Raw genomic sequence first — 19,682 nt, forward strand, 5'->3', positions numbered from 1 at the left:
AATTTAGATTTTCTTAAATAGAACGCAAGCGTTGTGCCCGCCAAATCCAAAAGTATTGCTCATGGCTACTTTTACATCTTTCTTCACAGCGTCGTTGAATGTGAAATTCAGTCTGCTGTCAATGTTTTCATCATCAGTAAAATGGTTGATGGTAGGCGGAACGATACCATGAATAATAGTTCCTAATGCAGCGATAGCCTCAATAACTCCAGCTGCACCCAAAAGGTGACCGGTCATTGATTTTGTAGAATTGATCTGAATATCAAAAGCGTGCTCGCCTAATAATTTCGAAATTGCGTTGGATTCTGCAATATCTCCTAATGGAGTAGAGGTACCATGCATGTTGATATGGTCTACTTCATCAGCAGTTAAGCCTGCATCTTCCAGACAGTTTTTCATTACCAGATAAGCGCCTAATCCTTCAGGATGCGGAGCAGTCATATGATGTGCATCTGCACTCATACCACCACCTAGCAATTCTGCATAAATTGTAGCGCCACGTTTTACCGCGTGCTCATATTCTTCAAGAATGATTGTTCCTGCACCTTCACCTAACACAAAGCCATCTCTGTCTTTATCAAAAGGTCTTGAAGCGGTGGTAGGGCTGTCATTTCTTGTAGAAAGTGCCATCATCGCATTAAATCCACCGACACCACTTGCTGTAACGGCTGCTTCAGAGCCTCCGCATACAATAACATCAGCTTTTCCTAGCTGGATAATCATCTTGGCATCAATTAAAGCATTGGCTGAAGATGCACAGGCAGATACCGTAGTATAATTCGGCCCGTGAAAGCCATACTCAATTGAAATATGTCCGGGAGTGATATCCGCGATCATTTTAGGAATAAAGAAAGGGTTGAATCTTGGAATTTCCGTATTCGCCCATCCTAAAACCTCAGTTTCGAAAGTCTCTAAACCTCCGATACCGGAACCCCAAATTACGCCGACTCTGTTTTTATCAACATTGTCTTCCATAATTCTGGAGTGTGCTACTGCTTCTCTTGCGGCTACAAGCCCAAGCTGAGTATTTCGGTCCATTTTCTTTGCTTCTTTCTTATCGAAATGCTGCAACGGATCGAAACCTTTCACTTCACAAGCGAACTTAGTTTTAAAGTTTGTGGCATCAAAAAGAGTAATCGGAGCAGCACCGCTCTCACCTTTAAGAAGATTTTCCCAGTATTCTTTTGCATTATTTCCAATCGGTGTTATTGCGCCAAAACCGGTTACAACTACTCTTTTTAATTCCATAAACTTTTAAAATTTTCTTTTTTGTTGAAGAATATTATTTATTTACTACTTCTTCGATGTAAGCGATAGCGTGACCTACAGTAGTAATTTTTTCAGCCTGATCATCAGGGATTTGAATGTTGAATTCTTTTTCAAATTCCATGATTAGCTCAACTGTATCCAATGAATCAGCTCCTAAATCGTTAGTGAAGCTAGCTTCAGGAGTTACTTCTGTTTCTTCAACGTCAAGCTTATCAGCGATGATAGCTTTTACTCTTGATGCAATGTCTGACATAGTAAATTATTTTTTTAATTGTTAGATGGTGCAAATATATAAAATTCTTCACGATAAAACATTTTTTTAGTCTTTTTTGTGGGTAGACTATACTTATTTTATAGTCAGAAGTTTTAGTGTTTTCGTTTTCAGGTATTTATGTTTGCTATGTAAATCATAAGTAAAATAACTTGCGATTTAAGATAGAGACAGTGTGTAAAAGGGTTGTGACACTGCCCCCACGGTGTATATTTCAATCTGAAACAGGAGTAAATGACCGGGAATACTATCTGTTTTATTTTTTGCCGGATGGGTGATAAAAGATCATTTTCAATTTTAGTTGAAAGAATTTTGGACTAATCTTATCCATATTCTGAGCTTTTCAGCAAAGTTGAATTGAGCCATATGACAAAACACTTCCTTCAGATTTGTGGGAACTTTGTCCTGTACAATTAAAATAAACAATATGAAACGTATAGATCAAGCTTACATCAACGGTGAATTGACAGCATTACACGGAACAGAAGTATTCAATCTGATTAATCCCTCCGACCATGAAAAAATAGGAGAAGTGGTTTTAGGAGATGAAAAAGATACTCAAAAAGCTATTGCAGCAGCGAAAGAAGCTTTTAAAACATTTTCAAAAACGACCATTGAAGAACGTATTGAAATTCTTAACAACTTAAAGAAGGCTGTAGAAAAGCGTGAAGAAGAACTCATCGAAACCATGATCCTGGAGTATGGCGGAACCCGACAGTTCTGCACGGCAGGCTATGAGAATATGGTAGGTGCTTTTGAACACATGATAGAAACCCTCAGTGATTTCGAATTTGAAAGAAGAGCTGGCAAAACCCTTGTACAGATGACTCCCATTGGAGTAGTGGGCATTATTACCCCATGGAATTCCAGCAACGGTTTTATATGCAGTAAATTTGCTACAGCGGTTGCCGCAGGTTGTACAGTCGTTGTGAAGCCCAGTGAAATGAGCGCACTTCAGACGCAAATCATTATAGAATGTTTCCACGAAGCTGGCCTGCCAAAAGGAATTTTTAATGTTGTGAACGGATTGGGAGGTGTCGTGGGCAATGAAATTGTGAGCCATCCTGATATTGCTAAAATCTCTTTTACCGGTTCCACCCAAACAGGGAAAATGATTGCTAAAGGCGCTGTAGACAGTATGAAAAGAGTAACTCTGGAACTTGGCGGGAAATCACCTAATGTTATTTTAGATGATGCTGATTTTACGCAGGCCATTCCTCAGGCGGTCTTTGGAGCTTATATGAATAGCGGACAGGCCTGTATTGCTCCGACCCGTTTACTGGTTCCTCAGTCAAGACTGGAAGAAGTCAATAGAATTGCGAAAGAAACAGCGCTTCAGGTTGTCGTGGGAAACCCTGCCAATGAAAATACAAATGTAGGTCCGATGGTTTCTGAAAAACAGTATGAGCGCGTACAAAGCTACATTCAGTTAGGTCTCGAGGAAGGTGCAAATCTGTTAGCGGGTGGTATCGGAAAACCGGAAGGTCTTGAAGATGGAAACTTCGTTAAAGCCACTATTTTCACCAATGTCCGAAATGATATGCGCATTGCACAGGAAGAAATTTTTGGACCTGTACTTTCGATTATCGCTTATGAAAATGAAGAAGAAGCTATCGCGATCGCAAATGATACGCCTTATGGATTGGCTGCTTATGTGACTTCTTCGGATGAGGGGCACGCCATCAGGGTAGCTTCTCAGATTGAAGCCGGAAGAGTTTGTGTGAATGGTTTCAAACATGATCCGCTGGCACCGTTCGGAGGATTCAAACAATCAGGAATTGGTAGGGAATTCGGAGCATTTGGCCTGGAAGAATATTTGGAACCAAAATCAATTTTGGTGTAAATCATTATTAAACTACATTGGTTCGGGATAACATTTTTCAGTTTTCATCATGATGTAAGGAAGTCAGAAGCTCGAAGAGAGAAGTTATTGAAGTCTAAAGATAGAAAAGTAAGGTGTTTTTATTAATCTTTTTAAGACTACTTCAATACATTTAAAAGGAATTGTTAAGTACTTACTGCCCAATAGTAACTTCCATCCTCCAGCTTCCATCTTCCAACCATCTAATCTTAACTTTTTATTCCAAACTCAGGCTAAAAATATTATATTGAACAGTCAAGCCAGAGCTTTTCCGGCTTGACTTTAATTACGAAAAGAAATGTCCGAAAATATCGATTACATCAATTATTCCTGCTACTTCACCGTTTTTCGAGAAGGGGAGCAGTTTGTTTCCTATAATGCTTTGTCGATGGTGATTTCAGGAGAAATGGAACTTAATGACGGCGTTCACCGGAAAATGTTCCGGAGCGGAGATGTTTATCTTGTCCGGAAAAATCAATTGTTGAAATTTCTGAAAAAGCCAGGCGAAGAAGCTGAATTTAAATCATTGTCTATCAGGTTTGACGATGAAATGCTGAAGGAGATGAGCTCGGAAGAACATTTTGTGCTCCCGGAAAGATCAAAAACGTCTGCTTTTACTGATGTTTCAGAAGTAAAACATCTGAAATATTTTATGGAATCCTTGCTGCAGTATCAGGATTTGTTGGAAAATAAACTTCCCGAGTTGGCTCTGTTGAAGCAGAAAGAAGCTTTATTCCTTTTATTTGGGCATGATCCGTCATTGAAAAATATTCTGTATGATATTTCTGATCCGTATAAAATAGATCTTGAAGGCTTTATGCAGAAGAATTATCATTTTAATGTAAAGCTGGACCGTTTTGCTTATCTGACGGGAAGAAGTCTGGCGAGCTTTAAACGGGATTTTGAAAAAATATTCGGAACCGCGCCAAGAAAATGGCTGCTCGAAAAAAGACTGCAGGAAGCCCGCTATCTTCTGGAAAAAGGAAAAAAAGCGACGGATATTTATCTGGATCTGGGCTTTGAAGACCTTTCCCATTTTTCATTTGCTTTTAAAAAACAGTATGGGCTTCCGCCGAGCAGGTTATCCATATAAAGTAAAATAGGCTGTCTCAATTTTGACACAGCCTATTTTAGTTGTCAAAAGGTATCATAACCTTTCATCTCAGTGGAGTTGGAGGGATTCGAACCCTCGTCCAAACAAGCAATACATAAGATTTCTACATGCTTATTCTACCATTGATTTTCGACTGAATGCAGAGGATAGACACCCAACATCCAGCTTATCTTCTAAAGTTTTCGAGTCTCAGCCGAAGCATCTGAAACCTTATTTCTACATTCCTATATCTCAGGATCAAACGCCGTAGAACGGAGCATTTGTGAGATATCTTGCTTCCTTACTATCTTCGGGAAAGCGCTTGAATCTTACTTTATTCGGATTAAGCTGCAAGAGCGAACTCTTCGTTGCCAGTTAAAGTTGTGTAGCAAGGGATTTAAGAGATCGCGCTACGGTTCTCTGCATGCTTACTTACCCATTGATCTTGCTGTCGAAACCAGTCAACCCCATGAATAAAGTGAATGCAAAGATAGAGATTTTTGTTTAAATACAGTTAATATCACATACTGCTTTTTAAATAAGACCGGATTTTCATGAAAATTAAACATAAAATCTGCCGACAGTGATACCGCCGGCAGGTGAAGATTGATTAATCCCTGTTTTTTAACAGAATCCATCCCGATATCTCTACGGGGTTTTTACTGATCCTGTCTTCCCAGAATAATCTATACCAATAGGTGTCGGAAGGAAGAGGGCTGTCTAGGTATCTTCCGTTCCATATTGGAGTTTTTGTATTGATCTTAAAAATTACTTTTCCGTACTTATCAATTATGCTTCCCTGGAAATTTCCATATTTGCTGATCTCGCTGAAATTGATGACATCATTTTTACCGTCGCTGTTGGGTGTGATGACATTTGACATAAAGAAAGTATAATAGGTAACGCTTGTTTCACACGAAGTCTCTCTGTTTCTTACTTTAACAGGATATTGTGTGTTTCTCATAACATTCGTAAATATATTTGAAGACTGCCAGATCACTCCTCCGTCGATGGAATATTCAACAGGAAGGTTTCCGTTGTTCTTTACAGTGATGGTTAATGTAGGGTCTTTATAAACAATACTTAAAATTTCAGGAGTAAGAATGTAGTTTACCGTCGCTGTAAATGTCTTTGAACATATTCCGTTACTTATCATTACAGAATAAGTTCCTGCCAGGTCTACATTGATGGTACGTGTTGTTGCACCGGTACTCCAAAGATACGTGTAGTTAGGTCCACCTCCCGCATCCAGTATAGATTTGCCGCCTTTACAGATCTCAGTATCATGTAATGTGGAAACGATTTCAGGAACAACCTTAATGGTTATGGTAGTTGGTATTTGTGCTGTACATCCATTGGCTCCGATTCCTGTTACCGTATAGGTTGTCGTTGTGGCTGGTGACACCGTTTGTGTATTTCCGCTACCGGTAAGCCCTGTCCATGTATAAGTAGCAGCTCCTGTTGCATTTAATACTGTCGATTCTCCCAAACAGATTGTATGCTTAGGTGTGGAAATACTTATTGTGGGAGGCATTGTGTTTTTTATCACGGTTACGGAAGCCTGACTGCTGCATCCGAAGGGTATCGAACTGGTGATGGTAAGAGTATAGATTCCGCTATTACTGACTGTTGGGGTTAAAGTATTAGCTCCTGAAACAATCACGCCTCCGTTGCTGGCGGTCCATGAAAATATTGAGCCTGGTTGGTAAATTGAAGCCGTTGCATTTAACGTAATTTGTGAGGTTGTACAGGTAATCTGTGAAGGAGGAGTAATATTCACAATAATGGCTGCATCCATAATTACTGTCACGGACTTTTGATATTGGCAGGCGGAAGCGGTTGTCATTGTAACCGTATAAGTTCCGGGTGCAGCAACAGTATTTACAGCTCCGTTCACGCCATTTGACCAGGTAAATGTATTCCCGGTTCCCTGCGCAGATGCAGTGAGTGTCGTTGAAGATCCCTGGCAAAAGGTCAGATTTCCTGAGATGTTGATCGTAGGATTGGTTTCTGATAAAATAGTTACGGATGCCGGTGTACTGACACATGTTCCATTTGATCCGGTTAAAGTATAGATTCCGGGAGTGGTGATTGTAATAGATGGTGTTGTGGCACCTGTAGACCATGTATTTCCTGTTGAATAGCTTGATGTTAAAGTCACACTTCCTCCATAGCAGATCGTTGGAGAGGATGCAGTAATGGTAGGGGTGACGGATGGAATAATGTTTAATTGTAATTGAGCTATTTTAAAACACGTTCCGGATTTTACCCGCACATATAGCGTAGTATTTCCTGAACTGTAAGCTGTCGGAGTTGCAATGGTATTGGTGTTTCCTGCAAGCGCATCTGTCTGATTTGTATAATAATCAAAGCTGACATTAGCGGTGGTGCTGATGGTGGGTTGAGCTGAGGTAACATCAAAAACAGCAGTCGATGAACTGGAGCATTGGCTTAAACTTGAATTCTGGACAACCGGAACGGTCCCTTGAGTTACTGTTACAGATTTTGTATACTGACAGTTGGCGGGTGTTTTTACCGTAATGGTGTAGGTTCCCGGTGTTGTAACTGAAATAGTATTCCCTGTTGTTCCTGTAGACCATGTGTAGGTATTTCCTGTTCCGTTTGAAGAGGCCGTAAGTTGCGTGGCAGTAGATTCACAAAGCGTAAGATTTCCTGTAATTTGTATATTCGGATTGCTTTCTGCGGTAATAGTGGCAGAAGTTGAGACGGGTATGCATATTCCATTAGTATAGGATATAGTATATGTTCCCGGATTGGTTACAGTTATTGACTGTGTTGTTTGGCCGGTTGACCATGTGTTGCCTGTGGTCTGACTGGAAGTTAATGTCACATTTCCTCCATAGCATATGGTATGAGATGAAGCTGTAATGAGTGGTTGTTCACAGGGGCAGGTGCTGATATTGGGATTTAGAGAGGAGCCTATTCCCTGTCCCTGATCAGAGCCAATATCCGCTACTCCTCCGGAATTTACCAAAACAGGAACACCTTGAGAATCGACTACACCTGATATAGCACCGTTTGTATTAAGATGATTTAGAATTACATTTTCATCACCTTCCAGAGCATCAAAACATCCATCGCCGTCAGAATCAAGATCTAACTGATTGGAGATACCGTCCCCGTCAATATCACAGAAGCCTAATTTATATCCGGTTCCTTTTCCTGACATATAGGTGGCACCCTGTATAGTCTGAGTTATTTTTATGATATTATTAGCAGTGGTGTTCCAAATGATATTGTTGAATGATGCACCATTAAATAACACCAAAGGAAGCAGAGGCCCTCCAGAAAATTTACTTCCTGAAATGGTTACCGCTCCATTTGGGCTGATTATAATTTGAAACATAGGGTGGGTTGCAGTCCCTTGTATTTGCCAGACTTCAGGTATTGCTCCTGAGCCATACACTGATCCGTCAGCGAATCTTACATTCGCAGTGGAACCCCAAGAAAATTCTATCTCCTGATTAGATAAATTATTACCATTAATGATTAAATTAAATGAATTGTCCAGATTATAAACGTCAAATACAAATCCCAGATCAGCACTAGGCGCTAGAAAAGTGTAAGGTTGATTATTACTGGTTGAAAAATCAACGCTAACCACTGGATTTGAACATTCATGAATATCAAGAATTCCGTCATTGTCATCATCCCAATCAATATTATCTGGAATTCCATCTCCATCTGTGTCAGTTGACAGGACTGCAGGTAAGGATTTTGCATACTTTTCTGTGGGACTGTGATTTTGCGAAAAAATGGTGGTGTTTCCAAAAAATAAGAGTGAACAGTATAAAAGTAATTTTATCTTCATTTTTGTGTGTATTTATTTTTGTAAATATATTTAATTTAAAATTTAATTGATTGATAATTAATACATTGTGTATATTTTAAATCAGATAATTGTACATTTAGGAAATGTTCAACATCAGATTCTATATTGTAATATTTATTTATCTTTTATGTCGATATTGCAATAAATTCATTATATGATTATTGAAGGTAGGGTATGATTTATCAAAGCAGAAATAAAGGCAGATAATCGTTTTTTATCTAATATAATTGAAGAATCATTTAATAGAAATAATGTCATCACATTCATAAAAATTGCAAACCTCTTTATAGATGAAATGAAATAAAATAAAGAGGTTTAGGCTATATTTTCAGCCCCAATAAGAATTTCTTCAGGGTTTTGATTAAATAAAACAAGAGAAATGTCTTATAAATTTTGTAGTTTAATAAAAAAAGTCTAGTTTTGCAATCCAAAATGAGATGTAAAATATGTTAATAATTCCAGTAAAAGATGGGGAATCCATCGACAGAGCTTTAAAAAAATATAAAAGAAAATTTGATAAAACGGGTACAGTTCGTCAATTGAGATCTAGACAAGCGTTTATTAAGCCTTCTGTAACTTTAAGACAATCTAGACTAAAAGCCGCTTACAAACAAAGAGGCCTTAGTAAGGAAGAACAGGCTTAAGATTTTTCTTAACCACATATAATTCACTTCTTAAATATTCGTATATTTGAGAGGTGAATTTTTGTTTTTATACCTTAAGTGATGTTGGATAAATATATAGAATATGTACAGTTCGAAAAGAGGTATTCTCCTCATACCGTTACAAGTTATAAAAAAGACCTTGACGATTTTTCCCATTTCTACCTCAAAACAGAAGGTTCCGAAGATATTTCCAAAGCCGATAAAAAAGTCATCAGGAATTTTATCGTTGAATTAAGTGAAAATAATATTTCAAAAAGAAGTATCAATAGAAAATTATCCACTTTACGAAGTTTTTATCTTTTTCTTTTAAAAATCGGCGAAATCAAAGTTTCTCCCGCAGAGAGCATCTCCTCCCTTAAGTTTTACGCTGAAAAACAGATTCCTATATCACAGGAAGAAATGCAGACCCTTAGCGATCGTGTCCTTCCGGAGCATCATGATCTCCTCGATCAGTGTATTATTGAAGTACTATATCAGACGGGAATGCGTAAAGCCGAGCTTTGTGGCCTGATGTTTGAGTATGTAAACATAAGCGGAAACGAGCTTAGGGTGATAGGAAAGGGAAATAAAGAACGCTTTATTCCCATCTCCGAAGATCTGTCTCATCTGCTGGAAAGTTACCTCGAAATAAGGAAACCCGAAGACCCATATAAATCATATTTTTTCGTCAATAAAAAGGGGAAAAAACTCTCCGAAAAATTTGTTTATGTGGTAGTTAATAAGTACCTTAGTCTTGTAACTACGAAAGAAAAAAGAAGTCCTCACATCCTTCGGCATAGCTTTGCTACGCATGTTTTGGATAATGGGGCGGAGATCTCCAAAGTAAAAAAAATATTAGGGCATTCCAGTCTTGCAAGTACTCAGGTCTATACGAATGCCAATATTGAACAATTGAAAAAAGTGTTTAATCAGGCTCATCCCAGAGCATCTAAAAAAGAAGAATTATGAAGATCACAGTTCAATCAATTGGTTTAACTCCACACGAACCATTAGAATCACACATTGACAAAAAAGTAAGCAAGTTGGAAACCTTCTATGATAAAATTCATGAGTGTAAGGTGTTCCTAAAAGTTGAAAACGCTTCGGATAGAAACAATAAAACTACCGAACTTATCTTAGCCGTTCCGGGTGACGATATCGTCGTAAAAAAGACATCTGAAACTTTTGAAGAAAGTTTGGACCTTTGCGTTGATACTGCTAAAAAGCTACTAATCAAGAAAAAAGAGATGGCGTAGAAAAAAAAGATAAAAAAAGTCATAAAAAAGTTTGAGAATTCAAAAAAACCGTTCTATATTTGCACTCGCAAAAAGGGAACAGCGTTCTTTTGAATTCTCTTTATTTATGCCTCCATAGCTCAGTTGGCTAGAGCAGCTGATTTGTAATCAGCAGGTCGTGGGTTCGAGTCCCTCTGGAGGCTCTTTTAATATAAACATTCGGGAAGATTCCAGAGTGGCTAAATGGGACTGACTGTAACTCAGTTGCTTCGGCTTCGCAGGTTCGAATCCTGCTCTTCCCACAGTTTATATTTTAAAAAAAAGTCTTGCAGGTTTCAAGAAAGTTTCTTAGATTTGCAAACCGTTAAACCAATAGTTTTGGAAACAAAATTGCGAAAGTAGCTCAGTTGGTAGAGCGTCAGCCTTCCAAGCTGAATGTCGCGAGTTCGACCCTCGTCTTTCGCTCAAAAAATCAGACTGTAAAAGAATGATTTTTTTAACTACTGAAAAGCTTAGAGTAGAATTTTCTCAAAGGCTTTCAGTCACAACATTAAAATTGCCTCCATAGCTCAGTTGGCTAGAGCAGCTGATTTGTAATCAGCAGGTCGTGGGTTCGAGTCCCTCTGGAGGCTCAATTTTAATATAAACATTCGGGAAGATTCCAGAGTGGCTAAATGGGACTGACTGTAACTCAGTTGCTTCGGCTTCGCAGGTTCGAATCCTGCTCTTCCCACAGTTTATATTAAAAAAAAATCTTGCAAATTTAAAAGGATTTTCCTAGATTTGCAAAGCGTTTACCAATAGTTTTGGAAACAAAATTGCGGAAGTAGCTCAGTTGGTAGAGCGTCAGCCTTCCAAGCTGAATGTCGCGAGTTCGACCCTCGTCTTCCGCTCAAAGAAAATCACGCTGATTAGTGTGATTTTTTTTAGTTAGTGCCGACTTAGCTCAGCGGTAGAGTGCTTCCTTGGTAAGGAAGAGGTCACGGGTTCAAGTCCCGTAGTTGGCTCTCCAAATTTCCCGAATTTCCTTCGGGATTTTTTTTTGCCCAAAATTTTCCCAATTTAAAATTTCCTGAAGGATCATACATCAGATCCAAAGATTGTGGACTAAACAAAAATTAATTGCTCTCACAGATGATACGGATAAAGCAAATTATCAAAAAGTAAATCTGCTCAATCTCTATAATCCGCGTGAAATTTTAAAATTATTATATATTCATTCCCTTCATCATACTCAATGCAATTGATTCCTTCTTTGCAACCTTATAGTAGGTCATATTAAAATCAAACTTTACGTGGTCAAAAAAATACTATTTTCTCACCAGCTTGTACATTTGGTTGCTTTTAAAAAATAATAGCTGAGAGTTTTTCGTTCTGAATGATCAGAGCTAATAACAGACTTTAATTATAAATGTAAATGAAAAACGGTTTTCAAAATGTTGTCTGAATTCTTTTATCGTCACAGCAGGTAAGGAGAAATCATAAAATTTTCGTTAAATTCGTATCAAATAAATTTTTGATGAATATTCTTTTATTGGAAGATGACCTTATTCTCTCGGCAGAACTCTGCAGGTTTTTGGAATCGAACAGCTTTACCTGTGACAAAATCTATGACGGTGAAACCTTTCTCCGCCAGATTAAAAACAATACCTACGACCTGTATCTGCTGGATATTAATGTTCCTAAAATAAACGGGCTGGATGTCTGCCAGACTATCCGTTCTTTCGATAAAAATACACCCATCATCATTATTTCTGCTTACGGAGATATTTCCGATAAAAAGGATGCCTTCACAAGACTGGCCGACGATTATCTGGTAAAACCTTTTCAGTTTGAAGAACTGCTGCTAAGGATCAACTCCCTGTTGAGGAGAAAAACACCATCTGACACGGCAGATCAGGATATCATCAGAGTAGATGACCTTATCATCAATAAAACAGAGCAGAAAGTGTACAGAGCAGGTAATGAAATAGCTCTTACACTGAAAGAATTCCAGTTGCTGGTGTATCTTGCCGAAGCGCAGGGAAGGACAGTTTCCAAACAACAGATTACTGAACACGTATGGGAGCATAACTTCAATACGAATACCAATACCGTTGAAGTCTACATCAATTTTCTGAGAAAGAAGATCGATAAAGATTTTAAACTGAAACTTATACATACCCGTTCCGGTTTCGGATATTACCTAAGCCCATTGTAGATGTCTTTAAAAAGAAAGATAGCATTAACGATCAGTATCGCTTTTTCCCTGCTTTTTGCAATGGTGATGGCGGTTATCTATCTGTCTTTTAACGATTTCAGAAGAGATGAATTTAAAGAACGCTTCAGGCAGCGTCTTGAATTTACCACGCACTTCATTTCAAAGTCTAAAGATTTCGAAGAAGAAGCTCCGATTTTTTTTAATGAAAACTCAGATAACATCCTTCTCAACGAAACCATCTTGATTTTCAACAGCGAAAAAGAGCTGATCTACAGCACCATCAAAGACCGTAATGTCACTTGGGACAGCGCCCTTCTCAAAGAACTGGATGAAAAGAAGATCATATACACGGAAAAAACAGTTCCCGAAATCTATGCGGCGCTCCGGAACATTAATGGTGAAAATTATTATATCCTCACCAGTGCGTTTGATACCAACGGAAAATCAAAACTGGAATATCTTAAATATCTACTGATCACGGCGTATGTAATGAGTACCCTGCTGATAGGTTTTTTCAGTTATTACTTCATGGGACAGTTTCTCCGTCCTTTAGAAGATCTGAATACCGAAATTTCAGAAGTCACCGCTCATAAACTGACTACACAGATTCCTGTTCAGGAGTCGAATGATGAAATTAATGTTCTGGCTAAATCATTTAATACCATGATTGCAAGGCTGGACGATGTTTTTCAGTCGCAGAAAGATTTTACGGCAAGTGCTTCCCATGAAATCAGGACTCCTATTACAAGAATGGCATTCCAGCTGGAAAACCTGATCAAGTTTGAGGAGCATTCCCCTGAGACTTTGACTTCCTTAAAACAGATTCAGAAGGATGTATACCAGCTGTCGGATCTTACCAACTCTCTTTTGCTCCTTACCAAATTCGATAAAGAAAATATTCAGAGCATTTATGAAGAAGTAAGAATTGACGAAGTTATTTTTGAAGCCTTCGAAGCGGTAGAGAAAAGCTACCCATCTCTGAAAATGGATTTCCTGATCTCTGAAGATACTTCCGAAAACGGTCTTCTGACCATAAGCGGGATCCAGTCTTTGTTGGTGATTGTCTTTATTAATCTCTTCAAAAATGCCGCGGTTTATTCCGATGATGAGGAAGTGGATGTTCTTATCACGGAAACCAATGATCAGCTTACCGTAGATGTCATCTCCCGTGGAAATACAATTCCTGAAGAAGAACAGAGCAAATTATTTGAAGCCTTTATGCGCGGAAATAATTCCCAAAACATTTCCGGCTCCGGTCTTGGACTCCGAATTGTTAAGAGAATTCTTGAATACCACGGTGCAGAGATTATATATTCTTCTCCTGCTGAACAGACCAATACGTTTAGCGTAATCTTTAGTAAGCACTTATAATTAAGTCCTCACTTTGTACTTCTATAATAAGTGAGCTTCCCATCTTCCATCCTGTAATTTTTCCGACAAATTCAGCATTTATCGATGTTCATAAGCCAAATTTAATTTTTTTTTAAGGCTCCTTTAAGGTCGTTTTAATCGTATAGCGGCAATTTTGTACCATAAATAAAGATAGAATGAACAAAATTGCAGGGCTGTTTATTGCCATTTCCTCATTCATGGCAGGGCAGCAACAGATGTCACTTTTGGACTGTGAAGAGGCTTTTCAGAAAAACAATCTTCAGCTTCTCGCAGAACAGTACAACATCAACATGGCCGATGCAGATATCCTGCAGGCTAAGATATGGGAACTTCCACAACTGAGCGGACAGATCAATGCCTACAATCCTGAAGGTAAGAAAGCCTTTGATATAGGGCACGCCAAAGGGGCAGAGATCACCCAACTGATCTATATGGGCGGAAAAAAGAAAAACGAAATTGCTTTTGCAAAATCAAACAAAGAACTGGCCCAGCTTCAGTTTTCGCAGCTTCTGGTGGATCTCAGAACTCAACTTCATGCAGGGTATTTCAATCTGTATTACGAAAAACTGAAACTGGATAATACCAATAAGCAGTTAGGATACATGAATGACCTTTTAAGTGCTTACCGTGCGCAATCTGCCAAAGGTAACGTGTCCCTCAAAGACGAAGTAAGGCTGCAGAGTCTCGTGATCCAGCTTAATAATGATAAACTGGGGATCAATAAAAACATCCTTGAATTTGAGCAGAGTTTAAAAGTCCTTACGGGAATCTCAGATGATATAGAACCCCAGCTTTCTGAGGTGGATGCCAAAGAAATTCTTGCGGCTCAGCCTTTCGGAGACGAAAATGAATTGAAGAAAAAAGCCCTGGAAAATAATTCTGATTACCAGTATTTCTTAAAATTAATAGACAACAGTAAATTATACGCACAATGGCAGAAATCTCTGAATGTTCCGGATCTTAATGTAGGAGCTGGATGGGACCAGAATGGTGGAACCTTTAAAAACGAGGTGAATCTGATGGTGGGAATTCCGTTACCCTTATGGAAATCCAATCAGGGAAATTTGGTCAAGGCCAATTTCGCGATTCAGCAGAATCAGAAAAATGCTGATTATCAGAAACTGAATCTTGAAACCAAAGTACAGTCTGCCTATAAAACCTGGAAAAGCCAGTACGACCAGCTTGCCGAGATCAAATCTACAGACCTTAGCAATATGGAACTGGTGTATGACGGAATGCTGAAAAATTTCAGAAAAGGAAACGTCAACCTTATAGAATTTACAGATTTCATGGACAGCTACAGACAAACGGCACTCCAGATCTATGATATGAAGAATGAAATCATGCAGTCGGCAGAACAACTTAATCAACTAATACAAACGAAAATCTTCTATTAAGCTATGAAAAAATATATAATCCCTGTACTGATAGCCCTTTCATTATTATCATGTACCAAAAAAGAGGAAGAAAAAGCACCACAGGCAAAGAAAGGTTTTGAACTGAGCAACACCATGCTTAATTCTATCGCTCTGGCCAAAGTGGAAACGAAAAATATAGAAGACCAATACAGTTTTTATGGAAAGATTTCTGCCGATAAAAACAGTTATATCGATGTGTATCCTTTGGTAGGCGGAAATGTTTTGAGCGTAAATGCTGAGCTTGGAGATTATGTGAGAAAAGGGCAGGTGCTGGCTACGATCAGAAGTACCGAGCTGGCCGAAGTTCAGAAAGATGTAAGTGATGCGAAGACAGACCTTGTGGTGGCTCAGAATAATCTGCGTGTTGCCAAAGAAATGTACGAAGGAAAGCTGAATACGGAAAGAGAAGTTCTTGAAGCCAGAAGTGTTGTACAGAAAGCCCAGGACCAGATGCAGAGAGCCACAGCCGTAAGTACGGTTTATAATGTGAAAAAGGGAAATATCTACAGCGTTCTGGCCCCTATCAGCGGATATATCGTTCAGAAAAACATCAATAAAGATATGCAGCTGAGAAGTGACAGAAGCGAAAATATTTTTGATGTAGCCAATACTACCAATGTATGGGCCATCATGAACGTGAATGAAGCTGATATTGAAAAAATAAGCCTGGGAATGAAAGCGCAGGTTTCCACACTTTCCTATCCGGATAAAGTTTTTGACGGAAGAATTGATAAGATATTCAAAATTATCGATCCCGAAACCAACTCCATGCAGGCAAGAGTCGTACTGGATAATGCCAACGGTCTGCTGATTCCGGAAAGTAAGGCAACCATTAAAGTGTCAAGCTCAGAGAACAGCACAGCACTTACAGTCCCTTCAAAAGCCGTTATTTTCGATGACAACAGAAGTTTTGTCGTTGTTTTCAAATCCAGAACCGATATAAAAGTGAAAGAAATAAAGATATTAAAACAGGTGGGAGATATTACCTATGTAGCCGGAGGCCTGTCTGAAGGAGAAGAAGTGATTACCAATAACCAACTGCTGATCTACCGTTCTCTGAACAGTTAAATTTTTATTTTGAATGTAATTTGAAACATTAAGAATTATTGAAACGTTGAAGTAAGAAGTTAAGCTGAATTAAGAAAAACATCGGAGATATTTTTAAGCATTCTCCTTACCAAATTCGCTTGCGAATTGCTTAACTATTCTTCACTTCTTCATTTCCTTAACGGTTCAGAAAACATATTGAAAAAACAGGAAGAATCAACAATTTTTTCAACGGCTTTTTTAGGTCACCAACTTAATCTATCATGAATAAATTCATTAAAAATATAATTGCTTTCTCGTTAAAAAACAAAGCATTTACCTTTATCTGGGTAGCTATTTTGGCCATTGCGGGTTTTATAAGTTTCAAAAATATGCCCATTGAAGCTTTCCCCGATGTTACCAATACCCAGATTGTCATTATAACCCAATGGAATGGACGTAGCGCAGAAGAAGTGGAACGTTTTGTCACTACGCCCATCGAATTGGCCATGAGCCCGGTCCAGAAGAAAACGAGTGTGAGAAGTACTACAATGTTTGGACTCTCTATCGTTAAAATTCTTTTCGACGATGGGGTGGATGATACTTTCGCCAGAAATCAGGTGAATAACCAATTAAGAACCGTAAGCCTTCCTGATGAGGTGGATCCGGAAGTTCAGCCACCCTACGGGCCTACCGGGGAAATTTTCAGATATACCCTGGAAAGTAAAACAAAAGATTCCAGAGAGCTGCTAACCCTGCAGAACTGGGTGATCGACCGTGCACTGAGAGGGGTTCCGGGAGTTGCAGACATCAATGTTTTCGGAGGTCAGGATAAAGTTTTCGAATTAAGTATTGATCCGAGAGCTTTGGATAAATACAATCTGACGCCGCTTCAGGTGTATGATGCCGTTACCAAAAGCAATTTAAATGTTGGAGGTGATGTGATCGAGAAAAACGGACAGGCCTATGTGGTAAGAGGAATCGGTCTTGTAAAATCTGTGGCAGACATTGGAAATATTACCATTCAGAATGACAGCGGAAACCCAGTACTGGTAAGATACGTAGCAGATGTTCACGAAAGTTCTATGCCTAGAGTAGGGCAGGCCGGTCTTAATAAACATGAAGATACGGTAGAAGGAATCGTGGTGATGAGAAAAGGAGAGAACCCGAGAGAAGTTCTGGTTGGTGTAAAAGCGAAGATTAAAGAACTGAATGAAAAGGTCCTTCCGAAAGATGTCAAAATGGTAACGTTCTATGACCGTGACAACCTGATGGACTTCACAACACACACTGTGATGCACAACCTGATCGAGGGAATCATTCTGGTTACTGTGATCGTCCTGATTTTTATGGCCGACTGGAGAACGACATTTATCGTTTCCATTATTATACCGCTTTCCCTGTTATTTGCATTTTTATGCTTAAAACTGGCGGGAATGAGTGCGAACCTGCTTTCATTGGGAGCGGTAGACTTCGGGATCATTATAGACGGGGCCGTCGTCATGGTTGAAGGGCTCTTTGTGATGCTCGACCACAAAGCCCTCAAATACGGAACAGAAAAATTTAATAAACTCTCAAAAGGAGGCTGGATCAAGCAGACGGGAACAGGCTTAGGAAAGGCGATCTTCTTTTCAAAATTAATTATCATCACCTCCCTGATTCCTATTTTCTCCTTCCAGAAAGTGGAAGGAAAGATGTTCTCGCCGCTGGCATTTACATTAGGATTTGCACTAATAGGAGCATTGATATTCACATTGACACTGGTTCCGGTTCTTTCCCACATCTTATTAAACAAGAATGTAAGAGAAAAAAACAACCCGTTTGTGAATTTCTGGGACAGGATTGTACTGAAAGGATTCAACTATACCTTTAGACATAAAAAGATGAGTTTAATTGTTGCCATATCTTTCATGGTGGTCACCTTATTCTCCGGGAAATTCTTAGGAACAGAATTCCTGCCGCAGCTGAATGAAGGTTCACTCTGGATCACCGCAGAAATGCCGATGAGTTCATCATTAAAGGAATCATTGAAAACAGCAGATCTTTTAAAGAAAGATATTATGAGCTTCTCTGAAGTGACCGATGTGCTGGCTCAGACAGGACGTAGTAATGACGGAACAGACCCGAACGGATTCGGATTTGTACAGTTTGCTGTCAACCTTAAGCCTAAAGATGAGTGGAAACGCAAGATCAGCTATGAAGAACTGATCGAAGAGATTGATAAAAAACTCAGAAGCTATCAGGGAATTACCTTTAATTATTCCCAACCGATCTCAGATAACGTGGCAGAAGCCGTAGCCGGTTTCAAAGCGGAGAACGGGATCAAAATTTATGGAGACAATCTCGAAACTTTAGATAAATTGGCTGATCAGGTCTTAAAACAGATCAAAGATGTACAAGGAGTAAAAGATCCGGGAATCATTAAAAATATCGGACAGCCGGAAGTAAGCGTGGTCTTGGACAGAGATAAAATGGCGGCTTACGGTGTAATGCCGGATGATGCACAGTCTGTACTGGAAATGGCTTTTGGTGGAAAAACTGCTTCAGAAATGTTTGATGGCGAAAGAAAATTCCCTATCCGTCTTCGTTACTCCCAGGAATACAGAAAAGATGAGAATGATATCGCTTCATTAATGGTGCCTACGCAAGGTGGCGCAAAAATTCCGCTGAAAGAGATCAGTACCATTGTAAAAGATAACGGAGCCGCATTTATTTACCGAGATGATATTAAACGATACATCGGGGTTAAATTCTCGATCCGTGACCGTGACTTAGGAAGCACCATTGCCGATGCACAGAAAAAAGTAGCCAATATTGATCTTCCGGATGGCTATTCCATCGGTTGGACAGGTCAGTTTGAAAACCAGCAGAGAGCTTCACATAGGCTGGCGCAGGTGGTTCCGATCAGTATTCTGGGAATTTTCTTCTTACTGTTTATCCTGTTTGGAAATATGAAAGACTCATTACTGGTATTGGCGAATGTACCTTTTGCACTGATTGGAGGAATTATTGCCCTTCATCTGACCAGAATGAATTTCGGAATTTCCGCAGGCGTAGGAATGATTGCTTTGCTCGGAATCTGTATCCAGAACGGAGTCATCCTGATCACAGAGTTTCATCAGAATGTCAAGGACGGATTGACTTTAGATAATGCCATATTAAACGGGGTAAAATCCAGAACCCGCCCTGTTATTATGACTGCCCTGATGGCTTCGATAGGATTGATGCCGGCTGCATTGTCCACTGGCATCGGTTCGGAATCCCAAAAACCTTTAGCTATCGTAATTATTGGAGGATTGATTACAGCGACGGTATTAACATTGTTGATCTTTCCGATTATTTTCTGGATCTTCAACAGGACAAAGAAGTCCCAACAGATTTAAAATTTCTTCTATCTATATTAAGTGAAGCGCGGAAAAC

Annotated in this window: 13 protein-coding genes, 7 tRNA genes and 1 other RNA gene; 17 read left to right on the plus strand and 4 right to left on the minus strand. The window is 39.1% G+C overall.

The window, feature by feature from the left end; translation table 11 throughout:
- Nucleotides 1–3: 3 nt before the first annotated feature.
- The gene (gene fabF / locus IW22_RS00710) at nucleotides 4–1,248 is read right to left on the minus strand and encodes a beta-ketoacyl-ACP synthase II (RefSeq protein ID WP_034723358.1); all 1,245 of its coding nucleotides are present in this window, start codon (nucleotides 1,246–1,248) and stop codon (nucleotides 4–6) included.
- A gap of 34 nt (nucleotides 1,249–1,282) precedes the next feature.
- Nucleotides 1,283–1,522: an acyl carrier protein gene (locus tag IW22_RS00715; protein ID WP_002976354.1), complete on the minus strand. Its 240-nt coding sequence runs from the start codon at nucleotides 1,520–1,522 to the stop codon at nucleotides 1,283–1,285.
- Nucleotides 1,523–1,967: 445 nt separating this feature from the next.
- Here IW22_RS00715 and IW22_RS00720 point away from each other — a divergent pair, with 445 nt between their 5' ends.
- Complete coding sequence (locus tag IW22_RS00720; RefSeq protein WP_034723359.1) at nucleotides 1,968–3,383, plus strand: aldehyde dehydrogenase family protein; 1,416 nt, start codon at nucleotides 1,968–1,970, stop codon at nucleotides 3,381–3,383.
- Nucleotides 3,384–3,699: 316 nt separating this feature from the next.
- Nucleotides 3,700–4,494 (plus strand): helix-turn-helix domain-containing protein, encoded by a 795-nt coding sequence (locus IW22_RS00725; RefSeq protein ID WP_034723361.1) that lies wholly within the window; start codon nucleotides 3,700–3,702, stop codon nucleotides 4,492–4,494.
- A gap of 70 nt (nucleotides 4,495–4,564) precedes the next feature.
- Here the strand turns inward: IW22_RS00725 and ssrA are convergent.
- Nucleotides 4,565–4,963: a transfer-messenger RNA gene (gene ssrA / locus IW22_RS23930) on the minus strand.
- 141 nt (nucleotides 4,964–5,104) lie between these two features.
- Nucleotides 5,105–8,326: a T9SS type B sorting domain-containing protein gene (locus IW22_RS00730; RefSeq protein WP_051890866.1), complete on the minus strand. Its 3,222-nt coding sequence runs from the start codon at nucleotides 8,324–8,326 to the stop codon at nucleotides 5,105–5,107.
- A gap of 467 nt (nucleotides 8,327–8,793) precedes the next feature.
- Between IW22_RS00730 and rpsU the strand changes: the two genes are divergently transcribed.
- From rpsU to IW22_RS00805, 15 genes are all read left to right on the plus strand, one after another.
- Nucleotides 8,794–8,991 (plus strand): 30S ribosomal protein S21, encoded by a 198-nt coding sequence (gene rpsU, locus IW22_RS00735; protein WP_034723363.1) that lies wholly within the window; start codon nucleotides 8,794–8,796, stop codon nucleotides 8,989–8,991.
- Between the two features lie 81 nt (nucleotides 8,992–9,072).
- Nucleotides 9,073–9,960 carry a tyrosine-type recombinase/integrase gene (locus IW22_RS00740; RefSeq protein WP_034723366.1) on the plus strand — a complete coding sequence of 296 codons (888 nt, stop codon included), beginning with the start codon at nucleotides 9,073–9,075 and terminating at the stop codon, nucleotides 9,958–9,960.
- Nucleotides 9,957–10,247 carry an HPF/RaiA family ribosome-associated protein gene (locus IW22_RS00745; RefSeq protein ID WP_034723368.1) on the plus strand — a complete coding sequence of 97 codons (291 nt, stop codon included), beginning with the start codon at nucleotides 9,957–9,959 and terminating at the stop codon, nucleotides 10,245–10,247. Before IW22_RS00740 ends, IW22_RS00745 begins: the two co-directional genes overlap by 4 nt.
- Nucleotides 10,248–10,355: 108 nt before the next feature.
- A tRNA-Thr gene (locus tag IW22_RS00750) sits at nucleotides 10,356–10,429 on the plus strand.
- An 18-nt stretch (nucleotides 10,430–10,447) separates the two neighbouring features.
- Nucleotides 10,448–10,528, plus strand: a tRNA-Tyr gene (locus tag IW22_RS00755).
- 90 nt (nucleotides 10,529–10,618) lie between these two features.
- Nucleotides 10,619–10,691 (plus strand) — tRNA-Gly (locus IW22_RS00760).
- A 93-nt stretch (nucleotides 10,692–10,784) separates the two neighbouring features.
- A tRNA-Thr gene (locus IW22_RS00765) sits at nucleotides 10,785–10,858 on the plus strand.
- A 20-nt stretch (nucleotides 10,859–10,878) separates the two neighbouring features.
- Nucleotides 10,879–10,959 (plus strand) — tRNA-Tyr (locus tag IW22_RS00770).
- An 87-nt stretch (nucleotides 10,960–11,046) separates the two neighbouring features.
- Nucleotides 11,047–11,119: transfer RNA gene (locus IW22_RS00775), tRNA-Gly, on the plus strand.
- A 42-nt stretch (nucleotides 11,120–11,161) separates the two neighbouring features.
- Nucleotides 11,162–11,233, plus strand: a tRNA-Thr gene (locus tag IW22_RS00780).
- Between the two features lie 512 nt (nucleotides 11,234–11,745).
- Nucleotides 11,746–12,426, plus strand: coding sequence for a response regulator transcription factor (locus IW22_RS00785; RefSeq protein ID WP_034723371.1), 681 nt, complete (start codon nucleotides 11,746–11,748; stop codon nucleotides 12,424–12,426).
- The gene (locus IW22_RS00790) at nucleotides 12,427–13,797 is read left to right on the plus strand and encodes an ATP-binding protein (protein ID WP_034723372.1); all 1,371 of its coding nucleotides are present in this window, start codon (nucleotides 12,427–12,429) and stop codon (nucleotides 13,795–13,797) included.
- Between the two features lie 176 nt (nucleotides 13,798–13,973).
- Nucleotides 13,974–15,215 (plus strand): TolC family protein, encoded by a 1,242-nt coding sequence (locus IW22_RS00795; RefSeq protein ID WP_081873863.1) that lies wholly within the window; start codon nucleotides 13,974–13,976, stop codon nucleotides 15,213–15,215.
- Nucleotides 15,216–15,218: 3 nt separating this feature from the next.
- Complete coding sequence (locus IW22_RS00800) at nucleotides 15,219–16,304, plus strand: efflux RND transporter periplasmic adaptor subunit (RefSeq protein WP_034723373.1); 1,086 nt, start codon at nucleotides 15,219–15,221, stop codon at nucleotides 16,302–16,304.
- Between the two features lie 242 nt (nucleotides 16,305–16,546).
- Complete coding sequence (locus tag IW22_RS00805) at nucleotides 16,547–19,645, plus strand: efflux RND transporter permease subunit (RefSeq protein WP_034723374.1); 3,099 nt, start codon at nucleotides 16,547–16,549, stop codon at nucleotides 19,643–19,645.
- The last annotated feature ends 37 nt before the right edge of the window (nucleotides 19,646–19,682 follow it).

This window comes from Chryseobacterium sp. JM1 (assembly GCF_000737715.1).
In the GTDB taxonomy this organism is placed as follows: domain Bacteria; phylum Bacteroidota; class Bacteroidia; order Flavobacteriales; family Weeksellaceae; genus Chryseobacterium.